This window comes from Pseudomonas caspiana, from assembly GCF_002158995.1.
Classification (GTDB): Bacteria; Pseudomonadota; Gammaproteobacteria; order Pseudomonadales; family Pseudomonadaceae; genus Aquipseudomonas; species Aquipseudomonas caspiana.
This window is the reverse complement of sequence record NZ_LOHF01000005.1, coordinates 118,635-135,377: the sequence shown is the minus strand read 5'-3', so window position 1 is coordinate 135,377 and position 16,743 is coordinate 118,635. Positions and strand designations below refer to the sequence as shown.

19 protein-coding genes are annotated in these 16,743 nt (G+C 56.7%); 7 read left to right on the top strand and 12 right to left on the bottom strand.

Annotated features, from left to right (window positions below; all coding sequences use genetic code 11):
• Positions 1–122: 122 nt before the first annotated feature.
• On the top strand, positions 123–767 hold the full coding sequence (locus AUC60_RS08840) for a TetR/AcrR family transcriptional regulator (RefSeq protein ID WP_087265865.1): 645 nt from the start codon (positions 123–125) through the stop codon (positions 765–767).
• Between the two features lie 3 nt (positions 768–770).
• Here the strand turns inward: AUC60_RS08840 and AUC60_RS08835 are convergent, their stop codons facing one another.
• On the bottom strand, positions 771–1,658 hold the full coding sequence (locus AUC60_RS08835) for a LysR family transcriptional regulator (protein WP_087266034.1): 888 nt from the start codon (positions 1,656–1,658) through the stop codon (positions 771–773).
• Positions 1,659–1,942: 284 nt separating this feature from the next.
• Here AUC60_RS08835 and AUC60_RS08830 point away from each other — a divergent pair, with 284 nt between their 5' ends.
• Complete coding sequence (locus tag AUC60_RS08830) at positions 1,943–2,782, top strand: alpha/beta fold hydrolase (RefSeq protein ID WP_087265863.1); 840 nt, start codon at positions 1,943–1,945, stop codon at positions 2,780–2,782.
• A 173-nt stretch (positions 2,783–2,955) separates the two neighbouring features.
• Here the strand turns inward: AUC60_RS08830 and AUC60_RS08825 are convergent, their stop codons facing one another.
• From AUC60_RS08825 to AUC60_RS08790, 8 genes are all read right to left on the bottom strand, one after another.
• A complete protein-coding gene (locus AUC60_RS08825; protein ID WP_020291765.1) occupies positions 2,956–3,171 on the bottom strand; it encodes a TOBE domain-containing protein in 216 nt (71 codons plus the stop codon).
• A 38-nt stretch (positions 3,172–3,209) separates the two neighbouring features.
• Complete coding sequence (gene ssuB / locus AUC60_RS08820; RefSeq protein ID WP_087265861.1) at positions 3,210–4,025, bottom strand: aliphatic sulfonates ABC transporter ATP-binding protein; 816 nt, start codon at positions 4,023–4,025, stop codon at positions 3,210–3,212.
• Positions 4,022–4,819: an aliphatic sulfonate ABC transporter permease SsuC gene (gene ssuC / locus AUC60_RS08815; RefSeq protein ID WP_087265859.1), complete on the bottom strand. Its 798-nt coding sequence runs from the start codon at positions 4,817–4,819 to the stop codon at positions 4,022–4,024. The genes ssuB and ssuC overlap by 4 nt, the downstream gene beginning before the upstream one ends.
• A gap of 27 nt (positions 4,820–4,846) precedes the next feature.
• On the bottom strand, positions 4,847–5,812 hold the full coding sequence (locus AUC60_RS08810; protein ID WP_087265855.1) for a sulfonate ABC transporter substrate-binding protein: 966 nt from the start codon (positions 5,810–5,812) through the stop codon (positions 4,847–4,849).
• A 336-nt stretch (positions 5,813–6,148) separates the two neighbouring features.
• Entirely contained in the window at positions 6,149–6,787 is a 639-nt protein-coding gene (locus tag AUC60_RS08805) for a peroxiredoxin (protein WP_087265853.1), read from the bottom strand.
• Between the two features lie 168 nt (positions 6,788–6,955).
• Positions 6,956–8,302: an OprD family porin gene (locus tag AUC60_RS08800; protein ID WP_087265851.1), complete on the bottom strand. Its 1,347-nt coding sequence runs from the start codon at positions 8,300–8,302 to the stop codon at positions 6,956–6,958.
• Between the two features lie 508 nt (positions 8,303–8,810).
• The gene (locus AUC60_RS08795; RefSeq protein ID WP_087265849.1) at positions 8,811–9,050 is read right to left on the bottom strand and encodes a hypothetical protein; all 240 of its coding nucleotides are present in this window, start codon (positions 9,048–9,050) and stop codon (positions 8,811–8,813) included.
• A gap of 142 nt (positions 9,051–9,192) precedes the next feature.
• Positions 9,193–9,633, bottom strand: a complete 441-nt coding sequence (locus AUC60_RS08790) for a hypothetical protein (protein ID WP_087265846.1) — start codon at positions 9,631–9,633, stop codon at positions 9,193–9,195.
• Between AUC60_RS08790 and trmL the strand changes: the two genes are divergently transcribed.
• Positions 9,632–10,087, top strand: a complete 456-nt coding sequence (gene trmL / locus AUC60_RS08785) for a tRNA (uridine(34)/cytosine(34)/5-carboxymethylaminomethyluridine(34)-2'-O)-methyltransferase TrmL (RefSeq protein WP_087265844.1) — start codon at positions 9,632–9,634, stop codon at positions 10,085–10,087. The two genes, AUC60_RS08790 and trmL, sit on opposite strands and share 2 nt — an antisense overlap.
• 105 nt (positions 10,088–10,192) lie before the next feature.
• On the opposite strand, the gene secB is transcribed toward trmL, so the two are convergent.
• From secB to AUC60_RS08770, 3 genes are read right to left on the bottom strand one after another with little or no spacing between them, the layout of a single operon-like run.
• A complete protein-coding gene (secB, locus tag AUC60_RS08780) occupies positions 10,193–10,681 on the bottom strand; it encodes a protein-export chaperone SecB (protein WP_027898930.1) in 489 nt (162 codons plus the stop codon).
• Between the two features lie 47 nt (positions 10,682–10,728).
• On the bottom strand, positions 10,729–10,977 hold the full coding sequence (grxC, locus tag AUC60_RS08775; protein WP_087265842.1) for a glutaredoxin 3: 249 nt from the start codon (positions 10,975–10,977) through the stop codon (positions 10,729–10,731).
• Position 10,978: 1 nt separating this feature from the next.
• A complete protein-coding gene (locus AUC60_RS08770) occupies positions 10,979–11,392 on the bottom strand; it encodes a rhodanese-like domain-containing protein (RefSeq protein WP_087265841.1) in 414 nt (137 codons plus the stop codon).
• A 206-nt stretch (positions 11,393–11,598) separates the two neighbouring features.
• On the opposite strand from AUC60_RS08770, the gene gpmI reads away from it, so the two are divergent.
• The 4 genes from gpmI (at position 11,599) to AUC60_RS08750 (ending at position 16,736) form a co-directional block, all read left to right on the top strand.
• Entirely contained in the window at positions 11,599–13,131 is a 1,533-nt protein-coding gene (gene gpmI, locus AUC60_RS08765) for a 2,3-bisphosphoglycerate-independent phosphoglycerate mutase (RefSeq protein WP_087265839.1), read from the top strand.
• Between the two features lie 143 nt (positions 13,132–13,274).
• Positions 13,275–14,594: a murein hydrolase activator EnvC family protein gene (locus tag AUC60_RS08760; RefSeq protein ID WP_087266032.1), complete on the top strand. Its 1,320-nt coding sequence runs from the start codon at positions 13,275–13,277 to the stop codon at positions 14,592–14,594.
• A gap of 30 nt (positions 14,595–14,624) precedes the next feature.
• Positions 14,625–15,947: a S41 family peptidase gene (locus tag AUC60_RS08755; RefSeq protein ID WP_087265837.1), complete on the top strand. Its 1,323-nt coding sequence runs from the start codon at positions 14,625–14,627 to the stop codon at positions 15,945–15,947.
• Between the two features lie 3 nt (positions 15,948–15,950).
• Positions 15,951–16,736: a divergent polysaccharide deacetylase family protein gene (locus tag AUC60_RS08750; protein ID WP_087265835.1), complete on the top strand. Its 786-nt coding sequence runs from the start codon at positions 15,951–15,953 to the stop codon at positions 16,734–16,736.
• Positions 16,737–16,743 lie beyond the last annotated feature (7 nt).

Sequence of the window (16,743 nt, the reverse complement as noted above, 5' to 3'; positions counted from 1 at the left end):
ACGCCGCAGGCCGAAAGGTTGTGCGGCGTTTTTTTTGTTTCACGCACCGCTCCCACAGAACCAGGCTCCTGCTGACCGCTTCTGGATTACAATCCCCGCAGCCCCGCCCACGAGACCGCCACATGACCCGCCCCGCCACTCCCCGCAAACCCCGCGCAGCCAGTCAGGCCCGAATCGATTCTATACTCGATGCCGCACGCGAGTTGCTGGCTGCTGAGGGCGTGGCGAGTCTGTCGATCTATAGCGTGGCTGAACGCGCGCAAATTCCGCCGTCGTCCGTGTACCACTTCTTCGCCAGCGTCCCCGCCTTGCTCGAAGCACTCACCGCCGACATCCACGCAACGTTTCGCGCCAGCCTGCAAGCGCCCATCGAACACAACTCCCTCACGACATGGCGTGATCTGTCCCGCCTGGTCGAGCAACGCATGCTGGATATCTACAACGCTGACGCCGCTGCGCGCCAGTTGATTTTGGCCCAGCATGGCTTGACTGAAATCACCCAGGCAGATCGTCAGCACGACATCGAGCTGGGGCACTTGATGCTGGAAGTCTTTGAGCGACACTTCGCGCTGCCGGTATTACCGAGTGATGTAGACGTGTTCGCACTGGCCATGGAACTGGGCGATCGGGTCTACGCACGCTCCATGCAGCTGCATGATGAAATCACTCCGCGCATGGCCGAAGAAGGGATGAGGGTATTTGATGCTTACGTGGGGCTGTATTTACCGCCCTATCTGCCGAAAAGAGAGAGGCCTCTGACGAAGTAGTCCTCAGGCCGGAACGGGCAACTCTTCCCTGACACGCGTTAGCGTCTGAGCGAGCGTCTGCTGCAATGCCTGCAGCACTGGATCGTGCTTGCGCTGGCTATAGCGCAAAACGTTAACGACTTCCGGCAGCGGCATACTGTGTTCAAAGGCACGAATAATCTCGACGCGATTGTCGACATTGCTCGCCGTCACCAACCCGATACCCAAGCCCGCCGATATGGCCGACAGCACGCCATCAGTCGATGGGCACTGCACCGCCGATTTGCAGCGAATACCCGACGCTTGTAGACGATCCTGTGCCAGATTGCCGTAGAAACATCCCGCCCCGTAGGTGACCAGAGCAACCGTAGCATCAGGGTTGTATTCCCAACCGGCAGGCCCGCACCAGTTCAGCCGTTCGCTCCACAACAGATGATCTTCAGCGCTCACCCCGTGAGCAAAGTCCTGATGCAGGGCCAGATCAAGCGTGCCGTTGACCAAGGAATCGCGCAGCGCCTGACTCTGTTCGACCACCACACGAACATCGACATTGCCGTGCTGCCTGGAGAACTTCGCCAGTATCGGCGCAAGTTGTGTGAGGGACGCCTGTTCAGTTACGCCTAACCTCACGGTGCCCTCAAGGGTGGACGGCGCGAATAAAGCCAGCGCTTCGTCGTGGGAGTTGAGGATGCGCCGGGCATGAATCAGCAGCTCGGCACCGTCGCTGGTCGCAACCAGACGCTGTCCTTCACGACGGATCAGATCTCGCCCGAGCTGCTTCTCCAGCCGTTTGATCTTCCAGCTGACCGCTGATTGCGTGAGGTTCAGGCTTTCAGCCGCGCGGGTGACACTACCCAGTTCGACAATGCTGCGCAGCGCCCGGAGGACGTCGATGGGGAGGCGTTGGTTCATGAGCTCTTCGTGGCTACCTGAGGAAGACGGACTTTTGTGGGACCAGGGCTTGCTCCCGATGCAGGCGACGCGGCGTGGCAGAGAAATCACGTTGCCCTCATCGCGGGCAAGCCCGGCTCCCACAGAGGAATGCGACCACTGTGAATTGGAAGCTTGATCCCGGTCCGAGTGCAAAATATCAGCATGACAAAAATCGAATTTCAGCAGCATAAGTTGTCATTGGCGTCATGAACACCCCCTTCGATACGCTCATCACGTCATCAACGTTTTCGGAGAACACGCTCATGAACAATCCCTTGCTCAATCAACACGTGATCATCGACGGGCGACGCATCGCCACTGGCTGTCACGGCGAAGGGCTGCCGGTTGTCCTGCTGCACGGCACGCCTGCGCACTCGATCATCTGGCGCAACGTCGTACCCGCGCTGGTGGAGGCCGGGCTGAAAGTGCATCTGTTCGACCTGCTGGGTTTCGGCGCATCGGAGTTTCCGCAAGACCAGGACACGTCGGTTGCGGCCCAACGGATCCTGCTGGAGCAGTTGCTGGACCACTGGGGGCTGGAGCAGACGCATATGATTGCCCATGACATAGGCGGAGGCGTCGCGCTACGGCTGGCGATTGATGCACCGCGACGTTTCCTGTCCCTGACCATCGCCGATATCGTCAGTTATGACTCGTGGCCCTCTACAAGCTGGCAACACATCCGCACACATTACCCCGAACACGCGGTCATGAATGCAGACGAACATCGGCAATTAATGATTCGGCAATTGCGCATGGCGGTTTTCACCAAAAGCATCATGGAGGGCGAGTTGCTTGAAGCTTACCTGACACCGATCACCGGTCTCATCAGCCAGCAAGGCTTTTACAAAAATCAGGTCGCGCATTACGACTCGCGCTACACCCAAGACTTTGCGCAACGTCTGCCCGAGCTGAATATTCCAGTGCAGATCCTCTGGGGCGCCGAAGATGAATGGCAACCATCAAGTTATGCCCACCGTTTGCACGGCGACATTCCTGGCTCGATATTGCAGATCATCGACAACGCAGGTCATTTCCTGATGGAAGATCAACCGCTGTTATTTGCCCTGAAGGCCAGTGCGTTTATCCACAACCATCAATGATTCAAACACGACCCTATAGGAGCGCACGAGCAACGCGAGGCCGCGATGGCGATTCGTCTGACACACCCCCATCGCGGCCTCGCGCTGCTCGTGCACTCCTACAGTTAATATGAACCCCAACGCAAAAAACCCCGGAGGGTCATCACCGTCCGGGGTTGTTTTTTACCCATCGGTTACAGCTTGGCGATAGAAACCTCAGTGGACTTCACGAACGCGATTACTTCACTGCCAACCACCAGTTCCAGCTCTTTTACCGAGCGAGTGGTGATCACGGAAGTCACGATACCCGAAGCAGTCTGTACGTCGATTTCCGACAGGACATCGCCTTCGACGATTTCCTTGATGGTGCCTTTGAACTGGTTACGAACGTTGATGGCTTTAATAGTCATGATGATCTTCCTGTGTGGGATGGATTGCTAACGGTCGGTTAATTGGCCCAACGCAATTGCGTAGGCAGCGGTGAAACGGGATCAGGTTCTGGCGGCGAGCCGGGCAGAGACAGCACTCGTTCGAGCACTTGCGCTTCCAGATTGGCCAGACGATGCGAGCCGCGGGCGCGTGGCCGTGGTAAATCAACCAGCAAGTCCAGGCCAATGCGCCCTTCTTCGATAAGAATCACGCGGTCCGCAATGGCAACCGCTTCGCTGACGTCATGAGTCACCAGCAGCACGGTGAAACCATGTTTACGCCAGAGGTTTTCAATCAGTTGCTGCATCTCGATGCGGGTCAAGGCATCCAGCGCGCCCAGAGGCTCATCGAGCAACAGCAGGCGCGGCTGGTGAATCAACGCACGAGCCAAAGCCACCCGCTGTTTTTGACCACCGGACAAAGCCGCTGGCCATTCCTCGGCACGTTCGGCCAGGCCGACCGCTTCCAGAGCTTCCAAGGCTTTACCACGCCAGTCACCGCTCAGACCAAGACCGACATTGTCGATGATCTTTTTCCAAGGCAGCAGACGTGCTTCCTGGAACATCAGCCGTGTGTCTTCACGGGCATCTGCCAGCTTTCCAGAACCGGCGAGCAGTTGCCCTGCAGTAGGCTTGTCCAGACCGGCCAGCAAGCGCAGCAGCGTACTTTTGCCACAGCCGCTGCGACCGACCACGGCAACGAACTGCCCGGCCGGAATGTGCAGATCGATGTTCTTCAGCACTTCACGGCTGCCGAAGGCTTTCTTCAGCTGTTGCACCGCCAGAGGAATACCACGCAGCAGGTGCGCGGGCTGTTGCTGTTTCAAGCTGCTCATGCGGCACCGCCTTTAGTCACTTGATAGGCCGGGTGCCAGCGCAGGCAAACACGCTCCAGACCACGCGCGGCCAAGTCGGCCAGCTTGCCCAATATTGCGTACAGCACGATGGCCAGTACCACGACGTCGGTTTGCAGGAATTCCCGGGCATTCATTGCCAGGTAACCAATACCGGAGCTGGCAGAAATCGTTTCCGCGACGATCAGCGTTAACCACATAAAGCCCAGCGCGAAACGCACACCAACCAGAATCGAAGGCATCGCCCCCGGCAGAATCACATGCCGGAACAGACCGAAGCCGGACAGACCATAGCTGCGGGACATCTCGACCAGCGCCGGATCAATGTTGCGAATGCCGTGATAGGTATTCAGATAAATCGGGAACAAGGTGCCCAGCGCGACCAGAAAAATCTTCGCGGTTTCGTCGATGCCGAACCACAGGATCACCAGCGGAATCAGCGCCAGATGGGGAATGTTACGAATCATCTGCACCGAGCTGTCCAGCAGGCGCTCGCCCCATTTCGACAAGCCGGTAATGAAGCCCAGCGTAAGACCGATGCCGCCACCGATGGCGAAACCGAGGCCTGCACGCCAGCCGCTGATTGCCAGGTGGGTCCAGATTTCACCACTGGAAACCAGATTGACGCCCGCCTCAATGACTGCGCTCGGCGCAGGCAGAATGCGGGTGGACAGCCAGCCAGCGCTGACCGATAGCTGCCAGATAGCCAGCAGCAGGATCGGCAGAGCCCAAGGTGCGAGGCGCTGGATTGTTCGTTGCGAAGCGTTAGTGCTCATGGAGTTGTCTCCTCATGGTCCGGCTGATTACGGCGCTTTCGCGACTGCGGCGGGCGGCGTCCAGACCACATCCGCGATGTTCAGCGGCTTGGGAATCAACTTGAGCTGATAAAACGTGTCAGCGATTTTTTGCTGCGAGGCGACCACTGCCGGAGTCAGGAACAGCGCTCCGTAGCCTTGGCGTTTGACCGAAGTCAGGGTGATATCCGCCGGTAAACCGAGCAGTGGCGCGACCTGTTTAGTCACCTCTTCAGGGTGGCTCTTGGACCACTCCCCTACCGCGCGGACCTCTTCAATCAGTGCCTGAACGACTTTTGGATTTTTCTGAGCATAAGGCTTGGTCGCCAGATAGAACTGGTGGTTATCCACAATCCCGGTGCCATCGCGCAGGGTTTTCGCTTGCAGTTGCTGCTCGGCAGCTGACTGGTACGGATCCCAGATCACCCAGGCATCAACGCTGCCGCGCTCGAATGCGGCGCGGGCATCGGCTGGCGGCAGGAATACGGTCTGGATGTCGGTGTATTTCAGGCCCGCGTCTTCAAGGGCTTTAACCAGCAGGTAATGCACGTTGGAGCCCTTGTTGAGGACGACTTTCTTGCCTTTGAGTTCTTTGACGGAAGTGATGGGCGAATCCTTGGGTACCAGAATCGCTTCGCTGGTCGGCGCTGGCGGCTCGTAAGCGACGTAGACCAGATCAGCACCCGCGGCCTGGGCAAACACAGGCGGCGTTTCGCCGGTCACACCAAAATCAATGGAGCCAACGTTTAGCCCTTCAAGCAGTTGCGGGCCACCAGGGAACTCGGTCCATTGCACTTGCACGCCCTGCTCGGCCAGGCGCTTTTCCAGCGTGCCTTTGGCTTTGAGCAGCACCAGCGTGCCGTATTTCTGATAACCGATACGCAAGGTCTCGGCCTGTGCCTGGGTCACAGCGCCGAAGGCGACCGCTGCGGCAAACAGAGCGACCAAACCTTGACGCAAAATAGCTGTGCGCATGGCGCGCTCCTTTGCTAATTCAGTGGCACCTGCTGGACCGTTGGCGGACGAGTAAGGTGTGAGGGGTTCATTGACCCGATCAATCGGATCGGAATGCAGCGACCATATCAGTGATTTTTTATATCTATAAATCTTATTTTTTCATTTGGTTATTCTTTAAATGCATATATGACGAGTTGTCGAATTATCTGTGGGAGCTGCCGAAGGCTGCGATGACGTTTTTCCTGAAATACTGCAATCGCAGCCTTCGGCAGCTCCTACAGAACGTCGAACTTCAGGCATAAAAAAGGGCCGACTAATCGGCCCAAGCAAACCCATCTGTCGTGGAAGGGTGATTCAGCGATTAGGCTGTGGCGTCAAACGCAGGTACGGTTTGACGGCTCTGTAGCCTTTAGGAAAGCGTTGCTTGATCTCGTCTTCATCCTTGAGCGAAGGCACGATCACTACCTCATCACCGTCCACCCAGTTGGCAGGCGTTGCGACTTTGTAGTTATCGGTCAGTTGCAAAGAGTCGATGACCCGCAAGATCTCGTTGAAGTTACGCCCGGTACTGGCTGGATAGGTGATGGTCAGACGTACTTTCTTGTTCGGATCGATCACGAACAAAGAGCGCACGGTCAGGGTTTCACTGGCGTTCGGGTGGATCAGGTCGTATAGCTCGGACACTTTGCGGTCGGCGTCGGCCAGGATCGGAAAGTTGACCAGCGTATTCTGGGTCTCGTTGATATCGTCAATCCATTTCACGTGAGAATCGACCGGGTCCACTGAGAGCGCAATAGCTTTCACGCCGCGCTTGGCAAACTCGTCCTTGAGCTTGGCGGTGAATCCCAATTCAGTGGTGCAGACCGGGGTGAAGTCAGCGGGGTGGGAAAACAACACGCCCCAGCTGTTACCCAACCATTCGTGAAACTGGATACGACCTTCACTGGAGTCCTGTTCAAAATCAGGGGCGATATCGCCAAGTCGCAAGCTCATGGATGTAGCTCCTTGTTGTGATGTTTGCTAATTCATTGAAGCCACTTTGCGCCCCTTCACTAGAAATTAAAAAGAATAGATAACGCTTTGAATATAGCGTTTGGAGATATCAAATTTCAGGCAAAAAGAACCCCGCACTGGGCGGGGTTCTTTTTCAACTGACCAGGCTTATTTGAAAGCGTAGGTGTAGTTGAAGATCACACGAGTTTGGTCGGTGTTGGTAGAACCAGCCAGGTCTGCATCACCACGGTAAGAGCCGTGACGAACAGTGGTACCAAAGCCTTTCAACGGACCGCTCTGGATCACGTAGTCAACACGCATGTCACGTTCCCACTCGGAGAATTCGCGACCAAGAGTGCCGTTGGACGCCACACCTTTGATGTCTTCAGCGTGAATGTAGGCGATCGAAGCCTTCAGGCCTGGGATACCAGCACGAGCGAAGTCATACGAGTACTGACCGAATGTAGAGTTAGTACCGGCACGAGTGAAGTTAGCGATCATGGCGTCGGTGAAGAGGTAGACACTGGAACCGCCGTTGCCTTCAGGACGGTTATTGCCATTAACTACGCTGCCTTGGCCCAGGAAGACCATGCCGCCGTCATCACCGACTTGCTGGTGACCGAGCAGGAATGCGTTGCCACCCAAGGTGTAGGTGAACATAGCGGACCAGGTTTGGTTATCAACTTCGTTGGCGTTTTTGGCGTAGCCACCGTTGTTGTTGAAGAAGTAACCAGGATCACCATTCTTGCCGTCTTTGCTGCTGTTGAAGTAGCGCAGATCAGTCTTGAACGATTGGTCTTCAGCGATCGGGAATACGTGTACCAGACCCAGGAAGTGCTGCTTGTAGTAGTCTTCCAGGTTTGCGTAGTAGTACTGCAAGGTCAGGTCTTTAGTGACTTTCCAGTCACCGCCAGCGAAACGGAACTGGTTGCTGCCTTCAGTACCGCCAGCAACAGACAGATCAGTCCAGTTGCTCGACGCACGGCCGATAGACTCAGTCAACTGACCGGCAGTCAAAGTAACGTTGTCGATTTCTTTGGAAGAGACAATGCCGCCCTGGTAAGCAGCTGGCAGCAAACGACCGTCGTTGGAAACCAGAATTGGCAGGTTTGGTGCCAAAGCGTTACCCAGACGCAGTTCAGTTTTGGAGAAGCGAGCCTTGGCGTTGGCCCCCAGACGAGACCACTCATCTACAGAAGATCCATCGGTATCAGTAGGGCTGATGCCACCTGCCGCAGCGTGGTGTCCACGACCACCATCAAGGTGAATACCAACCAGCGCCTGTACGTCCAGACCAAAGCCAACTGTGCCTTGAGTGAAGCCAGACAGGTAGTCGAACTTCAGACCAGTTGCTGTTTCTTCGTTACGCTCGGCAGTGCCTTCGCGGTTATCGCCGTTGAAATACAAAGTACGCGAGCTGATCGACGCTTTGCTGTCTTCCAGAAAACCTGCTGCACCAGCCTGCTGAGCCATAACGCCGAAGGCTACAGCCAGGGCCAGAGTGGACTTCTTCATGAATCGCTCCTCGTGAATCTTAATTTTTTATAATTTCTGGTGCCGAGGCCCTTCGGGCGTTCTGACCCAAAAATTTACGGTTAGCGCTAAACCCGACCGAAGCCAATGGTTAACCAGCGCCTCAAGACCAATGACCCACCGATGAATCGGTGGTCGCAGGGTAGTGAACATTTAACAAATCCAAAAAGAATTATTACTAAGCTTTTAAGACCTGTCGGTTATATGTCACACACCTTGTCGGATCCTTCCGTCCTTGAGTGTATCGAGCTGTTTCACTAATTCCTAAATAATATTTCACTGCCATTCGTCAGATCATTCTGACTGGTACACCGGACAGCAAAAAGCAGACCACCTGCTCATCGGAATCATTCCACCGGAAACATCCAAAAAAACACTCAAGGCCCCGCATTCATTGAGGCGCACAGGGTACAGGGGCAATTGTTACAATTGTCATCACTCAGGCTTAGGCACCTCAAATTTATCCTGAAAAAAGTTTGAAACGATCGTTTCAGTACCTTCTGTCGGACAATTTCAAGGGTGTTTGAGCGCGCTTGACGAGGAAGGCCGCGAACAAAACTGAAAAAACGTTGTCGCCACGGCTTATCAGGCAATCATTAAAAACGTGCACCAGCAGCAGGCAATGCACCATAACGAAGCGGTTTCCCAGCACAGCAAAACTCGCGCCCGTCAGCTTGAATGAGAGCTGAACACATAATTGATAAATGAATGAAACACGTTGGAAGCCCATGGGACGGGGCTCTGGCGGGAACATCATCGGGGGCGAGGCTTTTTGTTAGAAGAAATATCAGAAACTGGCACGACGCCTGCAATAGGTTACGTATCACCAGTTTTGGGGACCTTGGTACAGGCAGGCCGGGGATTCCCCTCTTTTATTCCTCTCGGAGACTGACCTCCAGTCTCCAGCGCCCGTCCAGCTCTTCACCGTGCAAGTCGCCGTGAAGTGGGCGGGCCGCCAGTAGAGTCAGCAGCAAATCCCTCTTGTCCCGCTCCAGCTTCCAGCGTACGTCCTTCCCGTTAACTTTCAGTTGCCCTCTCCATGGCTGACCTGCAGCCGTAAAACGCATGGCGAACATCCCGTTCTCATGCTCGGGCACAACGTCTGGCTCACGGTTGAACCACAAGGCAATCCCTGTAGGCCGCTCTTCGATTTGTAGAAGTTCCAGCGGGTCAGGCGCAGTCAAACGCCCGATCATCATCCCTATCGACATACCAACGATCACCATCGAACCTAAAACCTTTGGCCATAGCTTCGGCCGCGGATCCTCTTCGAGGGTAGAATGCTCGTCGTCCTTCAGTTCGGAGCCGTGCATGTTTCACGTCATCCTTTTCCAACCAGAAATTCCGCCGAATACCGGCAACGTCATCAGGCTGTGCGCCAACACTGGCAGCACCCTGCATTTGATCGAGCCCTTGGGCTTCGAGCTGGATGACAAGCGCCTGCGTCGTGCCGGGCTCGATTATCACGAGTTCGCCACGCTGCAGACACATCCCGACCTGTCCAGTTGCCTGCAAAGCATCGGTCATCCGCGGCTGTTTGCTTTTACCACAAAAGGCTCACGCCCCTTCCACGATGCCAGTTTCCAGGAGGGTGACGCCTTCCTGTTCGGCCCGGAAAGTCGCGGCCTGCCTGCTGACATACTCGACGCCCTTCCCGGCGACCAGCGCCTGCGCCTGCCGATGCGCGAGGGTTGCCGAAGCCTTAACCTGTCCAATACCGTTGCTGTGGCAGTGTATGAAGGCTGGCGGCAGTTGGGGTTCAAGTAGTACCTGACCTTGCGCCCCCTAGTGGCAGCGGTGCAAGGCTCCACAGCGAAGTCAGCCCCACAAAAAAGCGCCTCAAAGGGCGCTTTTTTGTTGCCGCGATAACACTTACTGAACAGTAGGTGTCTCGCCAGCAGCCTGCATGCGTTGCAGCTCTTGCGCGTACAGGGCGTCGAAGTTGACCGGAGACAACATCAGCGCCGGGAACGAACCACGGACTACCAGGCTGTCGATGGTCTCGCGAGCATACGGGAACAGGATGTTCGGGCAGAAAGCACCCAGCGTATGGCTCATCGAACCTTGATCCAGGCCTTTGATCAGGAAGATACCGGCTTGCTGGACTTCAACGATGAAAGCCACTTCGTCACCGTTGTTAACGGTAACCGACAAGGTCAGAACCACTTCGTAGAAATCACCTTCCAGCGGCTTCTGACGAGTGTTCAGATCGAGGCTGACAGTCGGGGTCCATTCCTGACGGAAGATCGCAGGGCTTTTTGGCGCTTCGAACGACAGGTCGCGAACGTAGATGCGCTGCAGCGAGAATTGCGGTGCGTCTTCTTCGTTGGTAGCGGTGCCGTTGGTCGGTTGATCGGTCATCTCGGGTCCTTTTAACGTTTAAGTTCTGGAAGGGGTTGGAGTCTGGCTCAGAGCAGCTCATCAAGCTTGCCGGCGCGCTCGAGGGCGAAAAGATCGTCGCAGCCGCCCACATGAGTCGAGCCGATCCATATCTGCGGAACGGAGGTACGGCCGGACTTTTTCACCATTTCGGCGCGAACTTGCGGCTTGCCATCGACTCTGATCTCTTCGAAAGACACATGCTTGTTCTGCAACAATTGCTTGGCGCGGGTGCAGTAAGGGCAATAATCGCTGGAATAGACGATGACTTCAGCCATATCACTTCACCAAAGGCAGGTTGTCTGCGCGCCAGGTGGATACACCGCCGGACAGTTTGGCGGCCGTAAAGCCCGACTTGAGCAGTTCGCGAGCGACGGAACCAGCCTGCTGACCCATGGCGTCTACGATGATCAGCGTCTTGGCCTTGTATTTTTCCAGCTCGCTGGTGCGGGTCAGAACCTTATCATTCGGGAAGTTCAGAGCACCTACGATGTGGCCAGCGGCGTAATCCTTGGTGGAACGGATGTCGATGACCACGGCCTGATCCTTGTTGACCAGCGCGGTCAGCTCACCTGTGCTCAGGCTGCGACCGCCCTTGCTCAATTCGTAGGCGATCAGCATCCCCAGCAAAATGATGAAAGCGCCAGTGATCAAATAGTGGTTGGTAGCAAAAGCAAGCAGGTGCTGAAGCATCAGTAGGTTCCAGGGCGTTAAAATGTCGGCCAGTATACACAGCAGCCAAGGTCGGCCAAAGCCCGTCAGACAATGAGGTCGATCAAGTCCGCATGACATCGTGCCCGAACCGATAACTCCGGTATCGCGGCTCGCAATTGCAGATCAACAGCCCCTAAAATGCCGGTCTGTTTTCCAACTTACTTTTTTAGCCACGAGTGGGTTCTATGACTACCACGCCAAAACCTTTGGTCCTGATCATTCTGGACGGCTTCGGACACAGCGAGAGCCATGAGGGCAACGCCATTCTGGCAGCCAAAATGCCGGTCATGGACCGCCTTTACAAGTCTATGCCCAACGGCCTGATCTCGGGTTCGGGTATGGATGTCGGCCTGCCGGACGGTCAGATGGGCAACTCTGAAGTCGGCCACATGAACCTGGGCGCCGGACGCGTGGTTTATCAGGACTTCACTCGAGTCACCAAAGCCATTCGCGATGGCGAGTTCTTCAAGAACCCGACTATCTGTAGCGCAGTAGATAAAGCTGTTGATGCGGGCAAGGCCGTGCACATTCTCGGCCTGCTTTCGGACGGTGGTGTTCACAGCCACCAGGATCATCTGGTTGCCATGGCAGAACTGGCCGCCCAGCGTGGCGCCGAAAAAATCTATCTCCATGCATTCCTCGACGGCCGCGATACACCACCGCGCAGCGCTCAAGCATCCCTGGAACTGCTGGACTCCACATTTGCCCGACTGGGCAAAGGCCGTATTGCCAGCATCATCGGGCGCTACTTCGCCATGGACCGCGACAACCGTTGGGACCGTGTCGCTGCGGCCTATAACCTGATTGTTGATGGTGTGTCGGAATTCAACGCAGCCAGCAGCGTGGCTGGCCTCGAAGCCGCCTACGAGCGCGGCGAAAACGATGAATTCGTCAAAGCCACCAGCATTGGTGACAAGGTCACCGTGGAAGACGGCGACGCCGTTGTGTTCATGAACTTCCGCGCCGACCGCGCCCGGGAAATCACCCGTGTATTCGTCGAAGACGATTTCAAGGACTTCGAGCGTACCCGCCAGCCGAAGGTCAACTACGTCATGTTGACTCAATACGCAGCGAGCATTCCTGCGCCGTCCGCGTTTGCAGCCGGCAGCCTGAAAAACGTGCTGGGTGAGTACCTGGCCGCCAACGGCAAGACCCAACTGCGCATCGCTGAAACCGAAAAATATGCTCACGTGACCTTCTTCTTCTCGGGCGGCCGTGAAGAAGAGTTCCCGGGCGAAGAGCGCATCCTGATCCCGTCGCCGAAAGTCGCGACTTACGACCTGCAGCCAGAAATGAGCGCGCCGGAAGTCACCGATAAAATTGTCGATGCCATCGAAAACCAGCGTTATGACGTGATTGTCGTCAACTATGCCAACGGTGACATGGTCGGCCACAGCGGCATCATGGAAGCGGCAGTCAAGGCCGTTGAATGCCTGGACGTCTGCGTCGGTCGCATCACTGATGCACTGGAAAAAGTCGGCGGCGAAGCGCTGCTCACGGCTGACCATGGCAACGTCGAGCAAATGACCGATGACCACACGGGCCAGGCGCACACCGCGCACACCTCTGAGCCGGTGCCTTTCATCTATATAGGCAAACGCAATCTCAAAGTGCGCGAAGGTGGAGTTCTGGCCGATGTCGCACCCACCATGCTGAAACTCATGGGGCTGGAAAAACCGGAAGAAATGACCGGCCATTCGATCCTCGTTGACGCGTAAAAACGCTACACACCGGCATGTCGCTTAGCCACATGCCGGTTTTTTATCTGTCTGGCCTCAAGCGAGGCGTTTTTTTTGCAGCGTGTGCCGGGCATACTAAGCCTGACACTTTTTTTCACAATTCCTCGGTATCGCCCACCCTCATGCTTCGCGCCTTGATCACCCTTGCTTTGATCTGCCTGCTGAATCCGGCGTTTGCCGACGATCAGCGGGCGCTCACCCAGAAACAGATTGACGCTGCGCGTCAGGATGTCGCCGAGCTGCAAAAAGCCTTGGGCGACCTGCAAAAAGAGAAAGCCGGAGTCCAGAAGGACCTGCGCGGTACTGAAACCGAAATGGGTAAGCTGGAAAAGCAGGTCGAGGTCCTGCAAAAGGAACTAAAAAAGACCGAAGCCGAGCTCAATCGGCTCAACCAGGAAAAAAGCAAACTCCAGAGCGCACGCGTTGAGCAACAACGCCTGATCGCCATTCAGGCCCGGGCTGCGTATCAAAGCGGTAGGCAGGAATACTTGAAGCTGCTGCTCAATCAACAGCATCCGGAAAAATTCGCCCGCACGCTGACCTACTACGATTACATGAGCCAAGCGCGCCTGACCCAGTTGCGTACCTTCAATGAAACACTGCGTCAGCTCGCGGGCGTTGAGAAAGACATTGACCTGCAACAGGCGCAACTGCTGGTTCAGAAAAGCTCGCTGGAAACCCAGCACGACGAACTCGACAAGGTTCGCCAGGAACGCCAGACGGCGCTGGCCAAGCTCAATCAGGACTACAAGTCGCGGGACCAGAAGCTCCAGGCGCGGCAACAGGAACAGGCCGAACTGGGCAAAGTCCTGAAGACGATCGAGGAAACGCTGGCGCGCCAGGCCAAAGAGGCTGAAGAAGCACGGCAGAAGGCGTTGTTGGCCGAGCGTGAGGCTGAAGAAAAACGCCAGCGCGAAGCTCAGGCGCAAGCCAGTAGCAGCAATAAAAGCAGCAGAACCGACAGCGATGACGCACCTAAACGCCCGGCCAAAGCGCCTGGCGCGATGGTTTCCAGCGCTGGCGCTTCATACGGCGGAGCATTTTCTGCGGCCAAGGGCAAACTTCCATGGCCGGTTGATGGTCGATTACTGGCACGCTTCGGTGAAGCCCGCGGTGATGACGCCCGCTCCACTTGGGACGGCGTGATGATCAGCGCATCGGCCGGTAGCCAGGTCCATGCCGTGCACGGTGGTCGGGTGGTATTCGCGGACTGGTTGCGCGGCGCCGGGCTTCTGGTCATTCTCGACCATGGCAATGGTTATTTGAGTCTGTACGGCCACAACCAGACATTGCTCAAGGCAGCCGGTGACATTGTCAAAGCCGGTGAAGCCATCTCCACTGTAGGCAACAGTGGTGGACAGGACACACCGGCGTTGTATTTCGCTATTCGTCAGCAGGGTCGCCCTAGTGATCCGGCCCAATGGTGCCGCACTCAAGGATAAGTCGGTTCCACTTTCAGGAGTTCGTTAGACATGCCGTATCTGTCCCGCCTCACCTCGCTGGCCCTGGCTATAGCCGTCGTTATCGGCGCTCCACTGGCCCAAGCCGCGGAAGTCAAAGCCGCGCCAGCCTCAATCCCGCCTGCAGCTGCTAGCGCCAAGGCGCCGCTGCCGCTCGACGAGCTGCGCACGTTCGCGGAGGTCATGGATCGGGTCAAGGCCGCTTATGTCGAGCCGGTGGACGACAAGACGCTGCTGGAGAACGCCATCAAAGGCATGCTCAGCAACCTCGACCCGCACTCGGCTTATCTGGGCCCTGAAGACTTCCAAGAGCTGCAGGAAAGCACCAGCGGTGAATTCGGCGGGCTGGGTATCGAAGTCGGCGTTGAAGATGGCTTCGTGAAAGTCGTTTCCCCTATCGACGATACTCCGGCTTCCAAGGCGGGCATCGAGGCCGGCGACCTGATCGTCAAGATCAACGGCGCACCGACGCAAGGTCAGACCATGCAGGAAGCGGTCGACAAGATGCGCGGCAAGATCGGCGAGAAGATCACCCTGACGCTGGTTCGCGATGGCGGTAACCCGTTCGACGTGACGCTTGCCCGTGCGACCATTCAGGTCAAGAGCGTCAAGGCGCAGATGCTGGAGAACGGCTACGGCTACATCCGCATCACCCAGTTCCAGGTGAAAACCGGGGACGAGGTCGGCAAAGCGCTGGCCAAGTTCCGCAAAGACAACGGCAAGAAAATGAGCGGGTTGATTCTTGACCTGCGTAACAACCCTGGCGGTGTTCTGCAGTCGGCGGTTGAAGTGGCCGATCACTTCCTGACCAAGGGCCTGATCGTTTACACGAAAGGCCGTATTGCCAACTCTGAATTGCGCTTCTCGGCTGATCCGGCAGATGCCAGTGAAGGCGTACCTCTGGTCGTGCTGATCAACGGCGGCAGTGCCTCGGCTTCGGAAATCGTCGCTGGTGCCTTGCAAGACCAGAAGCGCGGCATCCTGATGGGCACCGACAGCTTCGGTAAGGGCTCGGTACAAACCGTGTTGCCGCTGAACAATGACCGCGCCTTGAAGATCACTACGGCGCTGTATTACACACCTAACGGTCGTTCCATCCAGGCTCAGGGCATCAACCCGGATATCGTCGTGCGTCGCGCCAAGGTCACCAACGAAGCTGACGGTGAAGCGTACAAGGAAGCCGACCTGCTCGGTCACTTGGGCAACGGCAATGGCGGCGCTGACAAACCTACGGTCAAAGGCGGCGCAGCCAAGGCACGTCCGCAGGATGATGACTTCCAGCTGAGCCAGGCGCTGAGCCTGCTCAAGGGCCTGAGTATCACACGCGGCAATTAACCAATGCGCGTGTTCCTGTCTCGTTGGTTGCTGGCCGCATTTTGCGTACTCACTGGCGTTGCTCACGCGGCGCCAGCTGCCCAAGCCAGCAAACCTGCCTTCCTCACACTGATCATTGATGACCTGGGCCAGAATCCGGCCCGGGATCAGCGTGTGCTTGCCCTCCCCGGCCCGGTCACCCTGGCGATCATGCCGGATACACCTCATGCCACCGAGTTCGCCCGCCAGGGGCATCGTGCTGGCAAGATCGTGATTCTGCACATGCCCATGGACCCGGCGACCGGCCCGTACGCCTGGCATCCAGAGCTCCCCCTTGCCGAGCTGGAAAGCAGACTGAACGCCGCTCTGCTCAAAGTCCCCTACGCTGCTGGCATCAATAACCATATGGGCAGCCGTATGACCGCCGAGCCGGTTGCCATGGGGTGGTTGATGGCCGAGCTTCAGCGTCGCCATCTGGTTTTCGTCGACAGCCGCACCAGCGCGAAAACCGTTGCGGCAGCCGAGGCGCAAAAGATTGGATTGGCCAGCGTGTCGCGGGATGTTTTTCTCGATGATGAGCGCACGCCTGAGGCCATTACCCGGCAATTGAAAATCGCCATTGAACTGGCCCGCAAACAGGGTTCAGCCGTGATGATTGGCCATCCCTACCCGGTAACCCTCGACGTGCTTGAACGCGAACTACCGCGCCTAAAAGCCCAGGGTATCGAGTGGATCGACTTGCGTCAGATGATCAGCGTCAGGGGTAATCAGGCGATGGCCGGGCACGGCAAGAACGGGGTTTATCGGTAAAGATCGG

What these genes read in the sequence shown, in the direction of transcription:
- AUC60_RS08840 (WP_087265865.1), top strand. Translation starts at nt 123, where the DNA reads ATGACCCGCCCCGCCACTCCCCGCAAACCCCGCGCAGCCAGTCAGGCC.
- AUC60_RS08835 (WP_087266034.1), bottom strand. Translation starts at nt 1,658, where the DNA reads ATGAACCAACGCCTCCCCATCGACGTCCTCCGGGCGCTGCGCAGCATT.
- AUC60_RS08830 (WP_087265863.1), top strand. Translation starts at nt 1,943, where the DNA reads ATGAACAATCCCTTGCTCAATCAACACGTGATCATCGACGGGCGACGC.
- AUC60_RS08825 (WP_020291765.1), bottom strand. Translation starts at nt 3,171, where the DNA reads ATGACTATTAAAGCCATCAACGTTCGTAACCAGTTCAAAGGCACCATC.
- ssuB (WP_087265861.1), bottom strand. Translation starts at nt 4,025, where the DNA reads ATGAGCAGCTTGAAACAGCAACAGCCCGCGCACCTGCTGCGTGGTATT.
- ssuC (WP_087265859.1), bottom strand. Translation starts at nt 4,819, where the DNA reads ATGAGCACTAACGCTTCGCAACGAACAATCCAGCGCCTCGCACCTTGG.
- AUC60_RS08810 (WP_087265855.1), bottom strand. Translation starts at nt 5,812, where the DNA reads ATGCGCACAGCTATTTTGCGTCAAGGTTTGGTCGCTCTGTTTGCCGCA.
- AUC60_RS08805 (WP_087265853.1), bottom strand. Translation starts at nt 6,787, where the DNA reads ATGAGCTTGCGACTTGGCGATATCGCCCCTGATTTTGAACAGGACTCC.
- AUC60_RS08800 (WP_087265851.1), bottom strand. Translation starts at nt 8,302, where the DNA reads ATGAAGAAGTCCACTCTGGCCCTGGCTGTAGCCTTCGGCGTTATGGCT.
- AUC60_RS08795 (WP_087265849.1), bottom strand. Translation starts at nt 9,050, where the DNA reads ATGGGCTTCCAACGTGTTTCATTCATTTATCAATTATGTGTTCAGCTC.
- trmL (WP_087265844.1), top strand. Translation starts at nt 9,632, where the DNA reads ATGTTTCACGTCATCCTTTTCCAACCAGAAATTCCGCCGAATACCGGC.
- AUC60_RS08790 (WP_087265846.1), bottom strand. Translation starts at nt 9,633, where the DNA reads ATGCACGGCTCCGAACTGAAGGACGACGAGCATTCTACCCTCGAAGAG.
- secB (WP_027898930.1), bottom strand. Translation starts at nt 10,681, where the DNA reads ATGACCGATCAACCGACCAACGGCACCGCTACCAACGAAGAAGACGCA.
- grxC (WP_087265842.1), bottom strand. Translation starts at nt 10,977, where the DNA reads ATGGCTGAAGTCATCGTCTATTCCAGCGATTATTGCCCTTACTGCACC.
- AUC60_RS08770 (WP_087265841.1), bottom strand. Translation starts at nt 11,392, where the DNA reads ATGCTTCAGCACCTGCTTGCTTTTGCTACCAACCACTATTTGATCACT.
- gpmI (WP_087265839.1), top strand. Translation starts at nt 11,599, where the DNA reads ATGACTACCACGCCAAAACCTTTGGTCCTGATCATTCTGGACGGCTTC.
- AUC60_RS08760 (WP_087266032.1), top strand. Translation starts at nt 13,275, where the DNA reads ATGCTTCGCGCCTTGATCACCCTTGCTTTGATCTGCCTGCTGAATCCG.
- AUC60_RS08755 (WP_087265837.1), top strand. Translation starts at nt 14,625, where the DNA reads ATGCCGTATCTGTCCCGCCTCACCTCGCTGGCCCTGGCTATAGCCGTC.
- AUC60_RS08750 (WP_087265835.1), top strand. Translation starts at nt 15,951, where the DNA reads ATGCGCGTGTTCCTGTCTCGTTGGTTGCTGGCCGCATTTTGCGTACTC.